Below are 11843 nucleotides of genomic sequence, written 5' to 3'. Positions count from 1 at the left end.
TGAGCATGGCCGCATGACGAGTGCCCTCACCGCGCCCGGACCGACCACAGTGGACCCGACACCCGCGGCCCCGCCGACGGAGCGGCCCAGATGGGTACGGCCGGCGGTCGCGGTGCTCCTGATCGCGACGGCTGCGCTGTATGTCACCGATGTCGCGATTTCGGGTTGGGGCAACGACTTCTACGCCATGGCCGTGCAGGCCGGCACCGAGAGCTGGAAGGCGTGGTTCTTCGGCTCGCTCGATCCGGGCAACGTGGTCACGGTCGACAAACCGCCGTTCTCGCTGTGGGTCATGGGGCTCTCCGGCCGGATCTTCGGCTTCTCCAGCTGGAGCATGCTGGTGCCCGACGCGCTGGCGGGCGTCGCGTCCGTCGGCCTGCTCTACCTCGCGGTGCGGCGCCTCTCCGGGCCGGGCGCCGGATTGCTCGCGGGCTCCGCGCTCGCGTTGACGCCGGTGGCGGCCCTGATGTTCCGTTTCAACAACCCCGACGCGTTCCTCGTGCTGCTCCTGGTCGCCGCAGGCTACTGCGTGGTGCGCGCGCTGGAGCACGCGAGCACGAAGTGGCTGCTGCTCGCGGGCGTCGCGATCGGGTTCGGGTTCCTCGACAAGATGCTGCAGGCCTTCCTGGTGCTGCCGGCGTTCGTGCTCGCCTACGCGGTGGCGGCGCCGACGTCGCTCGGCCGGCGCGTGTGGCAGCTGCTCGCCGCGGCCGGTGCGGTGCTCGTGTCGGCGGGGTGGTGGGTGCTGGCCGTCGCGCTGTGGCCCGCGGCTGACCGCCCGTACATCAGCGGTTCCACGAACAACAGCGTGCTGGAGCTGGCCTTCGGCTACAACGGGCTGGGCCGGATCTTCGGCCAGGGCCACGGCGGGGGCGGTGGCGCCCGGCCCGAGCTGCCCGCCGGCTTCGAGCTGCCGGACCGGGCCGCCGCCGGCGGCGGTGGCGGTTTCCGCGGTTTCGGCGGCGGAACGGGCCTCACGCGGCTGTTCACCGAGCAGTTCGGCGGCGAGGCGTCGTGGCTGCTGCCCGCCGCGCTGATCGGGCTCGTCGCCGGGCTGTGGTTCACCCGCCGCGCCCCGCGCACCGACCGCACGCGCGCCGCGCTGCTGCTGTGGGGCGGCTGGATGGTCGTCTCGGTCGTGGTCTTCAGCTACATGAGCGGGATCATCCACCCGTACTACACGGTCGCGCTCGCGCCCGGCATCGCGGCGACGATCGCCATCGCGGCCCGCGAGCTGTGGCGCGGCCGCGCGCACTTCGCCCCGCGCGCGGTGCTCGCCCTGATGCTCGCGGCCACGGCCGTGTGGGCCTTCATCCTGCTCGCCCGCACGCCGGAGTGGCAGCCGTGGCTGCGCTACACCGTGCTCGTGCTGGGCGCGCTCGGCACGGCGGCCGTGCTCTTCGGCGCCGGCTCGCTCCGACGTGCGGCCCCGGCGGTCGCCGTACTCGGGCTCGTGGCGGCGCTGCTCGGCACGGCGTCCTTCACCGTCGTCACGGCCGCGACCGCGCACACCGGCGGCCAGCCGTCGTCGGGGCCGGCGAACCAGCGTGGCGGGGGATTCCGCGGCGGCTTCGGCGGGACGACCGCGTCCACAGTGGATCTTGATCGACTTCTCCAGGCGACCACCACGAAGTGGGCTGCCGCGCAGACCGGCGCCATGCAGTCGGCCGGCCTCGCGCTCAGCAGCGGCAAGCCCGTGATGGCCATCGGCGGCTTCAGCGGCAGCGACCCGGCGCCGACGCTCGCGCAGTTCCAGCAGTACGTCGGCGCCGGCGAGGTGCACTACTTCGTGGCCGGCCGAGCCGGCGGTCGCGGCGGGTTCGGTGGCTTCGGCGGCAGCCGCGGCACGGCCGGGCAGATCACCACCTGGGTCGAGCAGAACTTCCCCGCGACGACCGTCGACGGCACGACCGTCTACGACCTCACGCGAAAGTAACGCTCGTGTTCGCTCCACAGAGGACGAAACAGGGCCGCGCGGCGGGCACGCGACCGGCGAGCCACGCCGCGAGCGGGACCGCCGCGGCCGGCTCCACGGCCAGGCGGAACTCGGCCCACAACCGGTCGCGCGCGGAGAGCAGCTCGGCGTCGCTGACCAGCACGGACGTGACGTTCGGGGCGTTCAGGATCCGGAAGGGCACTTCGCCCACGCGGGTCGCGCCGAGTGCCGACGCGGCCACGGAGTCGAGCGTGACGTCCACCGGCTGACCGGCTTCGAGCGCGGCGTGCAGCGCCTGGCAGCGCTCCGGCTCGACGGCGAACACGCGCCGCCGGTCGGCCGCCAGCGCCGTGCCCGCGGCGAGCCCGCCCCCGCCGACGGCGACCACCACGGCGTCGACGTCCGGGTCGTCCGCGACGATCTCGGCGGTCACCGTGCCCTGGCCGGCGACCACGTCGGGGTCGTCGTAGGCCGGCAGGTAACGCGTGCCGGGTTCATCGCCGACGGCCAGCGCGGCGGCCGCCGCCTCCGCGTACGTGGCGCCGTGGCGGATCAGCTTCGCGCCGGCGGCCTCGATCCCGGCGGCCTTCGCGGGCGGCACGGACTCGGGCACGTACACGACGGCAGGCAGGCCGAGCGCCTGCGCGGCCGTCGCGACACCGAGGCCGTGGTTGCCGCCCGAAGCCGTGACGACACGGCGTGGAGCGGGGCCGGCGAGCAGTGCGTTGACGGCGCCGCGCAGCTTGAACGAACCACTGCGCTGCAGGTGCTCCAGCTTGAACACCACGGGCCGACCGTCGATTTCGGTCCGTAGCTGCGGCGTCCTCCGAACGTGTGGCCGGATGCGGTTCGCGGCTGCGGCCACGTCGGCGGGCGTCGGTGTACGCGGTGGTGTGCTCATACCGTCCATCTTTGTCGTGGGACACGCGGTCTTGAAGCGTTGTCGGGATCTTGTGCCAGTCGCTAAGCTCTCGCGCGGAAGAGCCAGGGGCCGGCCACCCTTGTCCGTTACGGTACGGGTCTCACTGTGCGTGTCGGGTTCTCTGTATGGGTCCCCCTTCGTGGTGTCATCCGTTCGGTCTTGCTCCTTTGTGTACAGATGTCCGCCCGCGGTGCCGTGAGCGGAGGAACGGGAAGGTGACGCTGATGCGCCACGGCAGGACCCGGCCCCGGTGGGCCGGTGCGCGGGTGCTGTCGAGACTCGGCATCCGCGGCAAGCTCAACCTGTTGCTCCTGCCGCCGCTGGCCGCCGTGCTGCTGGTCTCCGTGCCCTTCGTGGTCAAGCAGACCGGCAGCGTCGCCTCGGCCGACGACACCGTCCGCGCCGCGTGGAACACCCAGGAGCTCAGCGGGCTCGTCTGGCAGGTGCAACGCGAGGGCGTGCTCGCCGCCGCGTTCGTGGCCTCGCCCTCGACGCCCGACTCCGACCTCGTGCACCAGCAGCAGACCGTCGACGCGACCGTCGGCCAGCTCCGCACCACGCTCGGCGCCGGGGCGCCGGCCGAGCTGAAGACGGCGCTGACGCGCGTCGCCTCCCTCGGTGACGAGCGGCAGAACACCTTGCACCGCAGCATTTCCGCCGAACGCATCGCCCGCACGTACGACACCGTGGTGAGCGCCCTGATCGACGGGCTGCAGCTCGTGCCGCGCACGGCCGCCGACGCCGAGGGCGCTCGTCAGCTCTCCGCGCTCGAAGCGCTCCTGCGCTCCGACGAAGAGGAGTCGCTGCGCGTCACCGCGCTGGTCGTGGCGGCCCAGTCGCAGTCGGCCGGACAGTCCCTCCTGGACGAAGCGACGCAGCGGGCGCAGGTGCACGCCGACCGCTTCACGCAGCTCGCCGGCCACGACCAGGCCGCGATCCTGGCGGACGTCGACTCCGGCGAGGCCGCCCACCGCGTCGACCAGCTTGCCACGCAGCTGCCCGAGCCGGACGCGGCGCCCGAGCCCTACGTCCACGACGTCGTGGCGGCCGGTCAGCAGCAGGCCGCCGAACGCCGCACCGCGCAGGACCGCGTGACGGCCGAGATCAACGCCGCGGCCGGCGACCGCGCGGCCGCCGCGACGCGGCTGGCCTGGCTGGTCGGCGGCGGCGCGGCCGTCCTCTTCGGACTCGTCGCGTTCCTCGCGATCGCCGTGAGCCGCTCGATCGCCGAGCCGCTGCGGCGCCTCACGTCGGCCGCCACCTCTGTCGCCGACCTGGCCGACGCCGAGCTCGTCCGCGTCGGCGACACCGAGACCGACGACGACCAGACACCCCGCCTGGCGACCATCGACGTCGCCTCCGACGACGAGCTGGGTGAGCTCGCCACGGCGTTCAACCGGGTCCAGACCACCGCCGCCGCCCTGGTCGAGCGGCAGACGCTGACGCGGCGCAACACGAGCCTGATGTTCGCGAACGTCGCGAAGCGCACGCAGAACCTCGTCGGCCGCCAGCTCGCGCTCGTCGACGAGCTCGAACGCCACGAGCAGGATTCGCGCGCGCTCGCGGGGCTGTTCCGGCTCGACCACCTGTCCGCGCGCCTACGCCGCACCGCCGACAACCTCCTCGTCATCTCCGGCACCCACGACGAGAACCCGATCGCCGGCCCGATCCAGCTGTCCACCGCCGTGCGCGCGGCGCTGGCCGAGATCGAGGACTTCCCCCGCGTGCGGCTGGGGGAGCTGCCCGACGTGCAGCTGACGTCCTCGCTCGGCGCCGACCTCGTCCGGCTTTTCGCGGAGCTGCTGGAGAACGCGACGTCGTTCTCCGCACCGACCACGAGCGTCGAGGTCGAGACGGAGTTCCTGGAGTCCGGCGACCTCGTCGTCGCGATCGTCGACCACGGCATCGGCATGGCCGCGGAATCGCTGGCGCAGGAGAACCGGCGTCTGCTGGAACGCGAACGCCTCGAGCTCGCGCCGACGAGCGTGCTCGGCCTGTTCGTGGCCGGCCGGCTCGCGCGGCGGCATTCGCTGGGAGTCGAACTCACCTCCACTCCGGACACGGGCGGGGTCACCGCGCGCGTCACCGTGCCGGCCGCGCAGTTCGACCGCATGGACGCGCCGGTCGAGGACAAGCCGGTGGAATCGGCGCCGGCGGCCGAAGCCGCGGGCCTGTTCGACGCGGGCCGCGCGCCCGAACCCCTGCCGGCGCCCGCGATCGCGGTCCTGGAAACGGCGTCGCTCGGCTTCACGTGGTTCCGCGACCCGGAACCCGAGCCCGAGCCGGAACCCGGGCCCGAGTGGCCCGACGCCGAACCCGACGAGCCGCCCGCGTCCGGCTTCATCCTCGACGGCGACGACCTCGCCACCTCGCTGTCCGCCGACCCGCCGGTGCCGGCCCAGCAGACGGTGGAGACCGCCGTCGCCCGCGCGAAGGAGCTGGCGGCGAAGCTGGAACGCACGAAGTCCGCCGTGCACGCCCTCACCACGCAGCGGTTCGCGCCGCTGGACCAGGAGCTGACCCGCCGCGTCCCCGGCGCTCAGCTGGCCCCGGGCCTCAAGGCGCAGCAGACCATCCGCACCCCGCTGCGCGCCGTCCGCCGCGGTTTGCGTGATCCGGCCGCGGAACGGGCAGTCTTCGATTCGTACTCCGACGGCGTGGCCAAGGCAGACGCGTCGCGAGCCACCGCCACCGCCAACGCAGGAGGAGAGACATGACGATCCCGGAAGTCAGCGCCGAAGCCCAGAACTTCAACTGGCTGGTCAACCGCTTCGCGCTCCACACCGCCGGCGCGATCGCCGCCCTCGCGGTGTCGTCCGACGGCCTGCTCATCGCCATGTCCCAGGAGCTCGAACGCGCCAACGCCGACCGTCTCGCCGCCATCTCGTCCGCGATGCTGGGCCTCGCCCAGGGCGTCGCCGACAGCCACCCGCTGGGCTCGCCGGACAAGGTGATCGTCGAGCTCGAGCGCGGTTACCTGCTGGTCTGCACCATCAGCGTCGGTTGTTCGCTCGGCGTGCTGGCCAACAAACAGGCCAGCCTGGGCACCATCGCGTACGAGATGGCGATGTTCGCCAACCGTGCCACCGAGGTCCTGACGCCGGCGCTCATCGAGGAGCTCAAACAAGCGGTCGGCAGCTAGGCGCCGGGTCGCCTCCGCTACACTGGACAACGGACCCCGCGCGGCGTCCACCCTGTGAACCTCCCCAGGGCCGGAAGGCAGCAAGGATAAGCAGGCTCTGACGGGTGCGCGGGGTCCCCTTTGTTTCCGGGGCTGTTTTCGGGGCCGGTTCAGAACAGCCCGAGCACGTCCTCCGGCGGCACCGGCGACGCGACCGGCTCGGCGTCTCGCACCGGCAGCGCCTTCCCGCGAAGCTTCCCCAGCTCGTCGCCGGACACGCAGCGCGCCGGGTACGCCGACGAAGCCGCCCTGCGCGTCAGGACGTCCACCGGCAGCTCGGCGCGCGAAGCCGCCACCACGACGTTGCCGAACCGCCGCCCGCGCAGCACCCCGGGCTCGGCCAGCAGCACGACGTGCGGGAACACCTCGCCGACCGTCGCCAGGAATCGGCGCACGAACGCCAGCCCGGGCCCGTCGGTGATGTTCGCCAGCATCACGCCGCCGCCGCGCAGCACGCGCGCCACATCGGTCACGAACTCCACCGTCGCCAGGCCGCCCGCGAACGACGCCCGCTCGAACGCGTCCACCACCACGAGGTCGGCCGACGCGTCGTAGCGGGACGCCACGCCCTCGCGCCCGCCCTCGATCCGCACCTTCAACCGCGGCACGCTGCGCAGGTCGAGCTGCTCGCGCACCAGCTCGATCAACGGCCCGTCGGCGTCGAACACCAGCTGGCGCGACCCCGCCCGCGTCGCCGCCACGTACCGGGCAAGGGTGCACCCGGCGCCGCCCACGTGCAGCACGTCGAGCGGCCCTTCGGGCAGGCAGTCGACGACATCGCCGAGCCGCCGCACGTAGTCGAACTCCAGGTTCGTCGGATCGTCGAGGTCGACGTACGACTGCGCCACCCCGTCGACCGAGATGAGCCACGCGCCTGCCCGATCGGCGTCGGCGAGCAGCTCGGCCGTGCCGAACCGCACCGGGTACTTCCCCGGCCGCGGCCCACCCTTGTCACGGCTGCGGGCAGAACGGCTCACGGGGTTCCTCTCTTCGGACGAGTCTGTCCGAGCGTACTTGTGACGGTTTCGGGTGAACCTGAAACGCCTTCGCGTCCCCGGCGATAAGGGCTCGGAAGATCCTTTACCGATGTGGGGGAAACCGTTGAACGGGACAAGACTGCTCGTCGCCGGCGCTGTGCTGGCGCTCGGGCTGGGGATCGCCACGCCGGCGAGCGCCGACGTGTTGAGCGACCGCGCGCAGGCCGTGGCGCTGTACGAGACCGGCGGCCCGACGATGACGAGCGAGGCCCGCAAGGCCCTGCTCGGCACCGCTGACGAGTTGCGTGAGTTCCTCGCCACCGGCCGGCAGAACGCGCAGGACAACGACGAGCGCCTGCTCGTCGACCAGGCGATGGCCGCGGGTGGGCCGATCGTGAAGCGGGACGCGCAGAAGGCGCTCGACGGCACGCCCGACGACATCCGGGCGTTCCTGGCCACCGGGCTGCAGGTTTCGCGTGAGATCGACGAGGACCTGCTGGTCAACCAGGCCATGTCCGCGGGCGGCCCCGGCGTGAAGCGGGCGGCGCAGATCGCGCTCGACGGCACCCCGGCCGACCGGCACGAGTTCCTGCAGACCGGCCTCGCCCAGGCCCAGGCCGACGACGACCGTGTGCGCGCCACGCAGGTCATGTCCGCCGGCGGGCCCGAGGTCCACGCGGCCGGCCAGCAGGCCCTGAACGGCACGATCGAGGACGTTCGCTACTTCCTGTCCCTGTGGAGCGGGGTCGCCGCGGCGGGCGACACCGAGATCGCGGCCGTGACGCACCAGCGCGACCTCGCGCGCAAGGCCGCGGACTTCCACTTCAAGGCCCAGGCGCAGGCGGCGGCCGACTCGGCGGCGAAGCTCGCGAGCGACGCCCGCAAGGCGAACGCCGACCGGCTGGCCAATCAGCTCGCCGCGGGGCAGGCGGCCGGGCAGAAGGCGGCGGCTGACGCCGCGAAGGCCGAGGCCGACGCCCAAGCGAAGGCCGACGAAGCGGCGAAGCTCGCGGCGGAGAAGGACCGGCAGCTCGCCGAGGCCGTCGCGCCGGGCACCGACCCGGCGCTCGCGCTGACCGACGGCCGCTCGGCCGCGCTGTACCTGCTGCGCAACGCCAGCACCGCCGTCCGCACCGCGGCCCGCGCGGCGCTGAGCGGCACGGACGAGAACCTCACCGCGTTCGTCCGCACCGGCCTCGACACCGCGCAGGAGGCCGACGACCGCGCGGCCGTCACGGCGATCGCCAACGGCGACGGGAAGCCCGCGCTGAAGCAGGCCGCGGCCGACGCGCTGGCCGGCACCTGGGCTCAGGTCAAGGAGTTCCTGCGCACCAAGAACTACCCGGGCAAGGACGTGGACGAACGCGTGGCCGTGGACCAGATCATGGCCGCCGGTGGTCCCGCGACGAAGGTACGGGCACAGGAAGCGCTCGACGGCACGCCGGCGGACATCACCGCGTTCCTCGAGAAGGGGCAGTACCAGGCGAAGGAGATCGACGCCCGCATCTTCGTCGGCCGGGCCATGTCCGCCCCCGGGGCCGACGAGGTCAACGCGGTCGCGCAGGGTGCGCTCGGCGGCCCGGACTCGGCGCTCGAGGCGTTCTTCGCCAACGAGGTGCCGCGCGCCCAGCAGCGTGACGCCACGACCGCCGCACACGTCGCCGCGGTGAACGCGCTGGTCGCGGACGCGGCGAAGGCGGCCGCCTCGGTGCGCTGACCTGGCCAGGCGAAGGTTGTCGGTCGGTGCCGGTACTCTCGCGGAGTGGCTCTCGCGCTGTACCGCAAGTACCGTCCGGCGACCTTCGCCGAGGTCGTCGGCCAGGAGCATGTGACCGAACCGCTGCGGACCGCTCTCGCGGCGGGCCGCATCAACCACGCGTACCTCTTCTCCGGGCCGCGCGGCTGCGGCAAGACGTCGAGCGCGCGCATCATGGCGCGCTCGCTCAACTGCGTCGAAGGACCGACGCCGGACCCGTGCGGCAAGTGCAACTCGTGCCGCGCGCTGGCGCCCGAGGGGCCCGGCAGCGTCGACGTCACGGAGCTCGACGCGGCCAGCCACGGTGGTGTCGACGACGCCCGCGAGCTGCGCGACAAGGCCTTCTACGCGCCCGCCGAGTCGCGCTACCGCGTGTTCATCATCGACGAGGCGCACATGGTCACCACGCAGGGCTTCAACGCCCTGCTGAAGATCGTGGAAGAGCCGCCCGAGCACCTGATCTTCATCTTCGCGACGACCGAGCCGGACAAGGTGCTCACCACCATCCGCTCGCGCACGCACCACTACCCGTTCCGCCTGATCCCGCCGAGTTCGATGCGCGCGCTGCTGGAGCGCAACGTCGCGGCCGAGGGCGCGCAGGTCGAGCCCGCCGTGTACCCGCTGGTGATCCGCGCGGGCGGCGGCTCGGCGCGTGACACGCAGTCGGTGCTCGACCAGCTGCTGGCCGGTGCGGGGCCCGAGGGCGTCACGTACTCGCGCGCGGTGTCGCTGCTGGGCGTCACCGACGTCGCGCTGATCGACGACATGGTCGACGCGCTGTCGGCCGAAGACGCGGCCACGGTGTTCAGCACGGTCGAGAAGCTCGCCGACGCCGGCCACGACCCGCGCCGCTTCGCGACCGACCTGCTCGACCGCCTGCGTGACCTCGTGCTGATGCGCTCGGTGCCCGAGGCCGGCGAGCGCGGTCTGGTGTCCGCGCCCGCCGAGGAGCTGGGCCGGATGAGCGCGCAGTCCGAACGCATCGGTCTCGGCACGCTGTCGCGCTACGCCGACATCGTCCACAATGGACTTCTCGAGATGCGCGGCGCGACTTCGCCGCGGCTCGTGCTCGAACTGCTGTGCGCGCGGATGCTGCTGCCTTCGGTCACGGAGTCAGAAAAGGCTTTGCTGGCAAGGATCGAGCGGCTCGAACGCCGTGCCGTCGTCGCCGGTGGTGGCGGTGAGGCGGGGGTCGAGCCGCAGCTGCGGTCGGCTCCCGCGCCGGAGCGAGAGTTCCAGCGCCCTTCGCAGCGCCCGGCTTCCGCGGCGCCTGCTGCTCCGGCCGCCGAGCCGCCGGTGCGGGCTCAAGCGCCCGCGGCGGCACCGTCGCGGCCTGCGGCTCAGCCGCCGGCTCCGGCGCGTCCGGCGGAAGAGCCCGTCGCATCCGCGGCCCCGGCCCCGTCCGACGACGGCTGGGGCACCCCGCGCCCGCCGGGCGGCACCGCGGCGCCCGCGCCCGCCGCCGCCCCCGAACCGGCTCCCGAACCGTCGGCCCCCGCCGCCGCGTCCGAAGGCGGCCTCGACGCCGCCGCGATCCGCAACGTCTGGCCGCAGCTGCTGGCCGCGCTGCGCAAGCTGGCCGGCGGCCGCAGCCTCGAAGCGATGCTCACGCAGGCGACTGTCGCCGACGTCGACGGCACGAGCGTCACCCTCACGCACAAGTCCGAGCCCCTCGCCCGGCGCCTGTCCGACCAGGACAACGCGCGCAAGATCGCCGGCGCGTTGTCCGACGTGCTGGGTGGCGAGTGGCAGGTTCGCTGCGTCCACGGCGCCGCCGCGGCCGCCGCTCCGTCCCGCGCCGCCGCGCCCCAGCGTCAGCAGGCCGCGCCCGCGCCGGAGCGCTCGTTCACGCGCCCATCAGCCGCTCCGTCCGCCCCCGCCGCCGCGGCCCCCGCGCCGCAGCAGCAACAGGCCGCACCCGAGCCCCCGCGCGCCCCGGAACCGCCGGCGCGCCCGAAGGTCACCACCGCCGAGCCGGACATCCCGCTCCCGCCCGAACCCTCGGACGAGGACGACGACATCTACTCGGAGGACTCGAGCCCCGTCCCGCCGCCGCCCCCGCCGGCTCCGGACGAGGACCCGGACGAGATCGCCCGCAAGCTCATCTCCGACCACCTGGGCGCGCGTCCGCTCGACTAGCCTCACCCGCGCGTCACGCGAGATAGGCCTCGATCGCTTCGGCGATGGTGGCCGCGTACTTCACGCGCCCCGCGGCCGACGACATCAGCGCCGCCTCCGCGGCGTTGCGCATGTTGCCGCACTCCACCAGCACTGTCGGGCGGGTCGAGAGGTTCAGCCCGCCGAGGTCGGAGCGCGCGGACAGGCCCGCGCTGCCGATGTAAGTGGACGTGGTGAACCCGTCGGCGCGCAGCCCGTCGCGCAGGGCGCGGGCCAGCCGCGTCGACGGGGCGCCCTGGGCCGCGTTCAGCGGCGGCGACGAGTACGCGACGTGGAACCCGTGCGCGCCGGCGGAGGTGGAGCCGTCGGCGTGGATGGAGACGACCGCGTCGGCCTCGGCTTCGTTGCCGATTTCCGCCCGGCGGTCGACGCACGGGCCCACGCCGGTGTCGTTCGTGCGGGTGTAGACGACCTTGATCCCCTTGGCCGCCAACGCGTTCCCGACTTCCTGCGCCACCGCGAAGTTGAACGCGTGCTCGGAGTACCCCGCGTTGGTGGCCGTGCCGGTCGTGTTGCACGGCTTCATCTCGCCGCGTCCGGCCGGGACGCTGCGGTTGATGTCCTTCGGGTGCGACGCGTTGCCGCCGTTGTGCCCGGGGTCGAGCACCACGACCTTGCCCGTCACCGCGGGCCCGGCGGGCTTGGCCGAGGACGTCGACGGCACCGGTGGGGGCGAAGTCGCCGAGGAGGAAGCCGCCGAAGACGTCGTGGTCACGGGCGCCGACGTACTCGGCGCCGGAGCCGCGGCCGGCGTCCCGCCGCCACCGGAACACGCCGTGAGCAGCACCAGGCCGGCCAGCAGCGGGAGAGGGTTCACGCGCACGGCGACCACCGTGCCACAGGCGTGCGCGTGGCGCTTGGGCAGGCAGCGCGGCGACGCGGCTACGCTGGGG

At 73.5% G+C, this 11843-nt stretch carries 8 protein-coding genes and 1 other RNA gene; 6 read left to right on the top strand and 3 right to left on the bottom strand.

The window, feature by feature from the left end; translation table 11 throughout:
* The first annotated feature begins 13 nt into the window (after nt 1-13).
* Nucleotides 14-1936: a glycosyltransferase family 39 protein gene (locus tag AB0878_RS32690; RefSeq protein ID WP_366584058.1), complete on the top strand. Its 1923-nt coding sequence runs from the start codon at nt 14-16 to the stop codon at nt 1934-1936.
* Here AB0878_RS32690 and AB0878_RS32685 read toward each other — a convergent pair.
* A complete protein-coding gene (locus AB0878_RS32685) occupies nt 1923-2846 on the bottom strand; it encodes a serine/threonine dehydratase (protein ID WP_366584057.1) in 924 nt (307 codons plus the stop codon). The two genes, AB0878_RS32690 and AB0878_RS32685, sit on opposite strands and share 14 nt — an antisense overlap.
* A gap of 236 nt (nt 2847-3082) precedes the next feature.
* On the opposite strand from AB0878_RS32685, the gene AB0878_RS32680 reads away from it, so the two are divergent.
* The 3 genes from AB0878_RS32680 (at nt 3083) to ffs (ending at nt 6123) form a co-directional block, all read left to right on the top strand.
* On the top strand, nt 3083-5575 hold the full coding sequence (locus AB0878_RS32680; RefSeq protein WP_366584056.1) for a nitrate- and nitrite sensing domain-containing protein: 2493 nt from the start codon (nt 3083-3085) through the stop codon (nt 5573-5575).
* Entirely contained in the window at nt 5572-6000 is a 429-nt protein-coding gene (locus tag AB0878_RS32675) for a roadblock/LC7 domain-containing protein (RefSeq protein ID WP_364051435.1), read from the top strand. The genes AB0878_RS32680 and AB0878_RS32675 overlap by 4 nt, the downstream gene beginning before the upstream one ends.
* Nucleotides 6001-6028: 28 nt before the next feature.
* An RNA gene (gene ffs / locus AB0878_RS32670) (signal recognition particle sRNA small type) lies at nt 6029-6123 on the top strand.
* Between the two features lie 26 nt (nt 6124-6149).
* On the opposite strand, the gene AB0878_RS32665 is transcribed toward ffs, so the two are convergent.
* Nucleotides 6150-7016 (bottom strand): fused MFS/spermidine synthase, encoded by an 867-nt coding sequence (locus AB0878_RS32665; RefSeq protein ID WP_366584055.1) that lies wholly within the window; start codon nt 7014-7016, stop codon nt 6150-6152.
* Nucleotides 7017-7140: 124 nt separating this feature from the next.
* On the opposite strand from AB0878_RS32665, the gene AB0878_RS32660 reads away from it, so the two are divergent.
* Nucleotides 7141-8733 (top strand): ALF repeat-containing protein, encoded by a 1593-nt coding sequence (locus AB0878_RS32660; RefSeq protein ID WP_366584054.1) that lies wholly within the window; start codon nt 7141-7143, stop codon nt 8731-8733.
* Between the two features lie 45 nt (nt 8734-8778).
* Nucleotides 8779-10911, top strand: coding sequence for a DNA polymerase III subunit gamma and tau (locus tag AB0878_RS32655; protein WP_366584053.1), 2133 nt, complete (start codon nt 8779-8781; stop codon nt 10909-10911).
* 13 nt (nt 10912-10924) lie between these two features.
* On the opposite strand, the gene AB0878_RS32650 is transcribed toward AB0878_RS32655, so the two are convergent.
* On the bottom strand, nt 10925-11782 hold the full coding sequence (locus AB0878_RS32650; protein ID WP_366584096.1) for an N-acetylmuramoyl-L-alanine amidase: 858 nt from the start codon (nt 11780-11782) through the stop codon (nt 10925-10927).
* Between the last annotated feature and the right edge of the window lie 61 nt (nt 11783-11843).

It is taken from the genome of Amycolatopsis sp. NPDC047767 (genome assembly GCF_040704195.1).
Taxonomy (GTDB): domain Bacteria; phylum Actinomycetota; class Actinomycetes; order Mycobacteriales; family Pseudonocardiaceae; genus Amycolatopsis.
The sequence above is the reverse complement of the archived record's forward strand: the minus strand, read 5'-3'. Positions and strand labels throughout refer to the sequence as shown.

Excerpts from the sequence above, each read along its gene's own strand:
- AB0878_RS32690 (WP_366584058.1), top strand. The coding sequence starts at position 14 with ATGACGAGTGCCCTCACCGCGCCCGGACCGACCACAGTGGACCCGACA.
- AB0878_RS32685 (WP_366584057.1), bottom strand. The coding sequence starts at position 2,846 with ATGGACGGTATGAGCACACCACCGCGTACACCGACGCCCGCCGACGTG.
- AB0878_RS32680 (WP_366584056.1), top strand. The coding sequence starts at position 3,083 with ATGCGCCACGGCAGGACCCGGCCCCGGTGGGCCGGTGCGCGGGTGCTG.
- AB0878_RS32675 (WP_364051435.1), top strand. The coding sequence starts at position 5,572 with ATGACGATCCCGGAAGTCAGCGCCGAAGCCCAGAACTTCAACTGGCTG.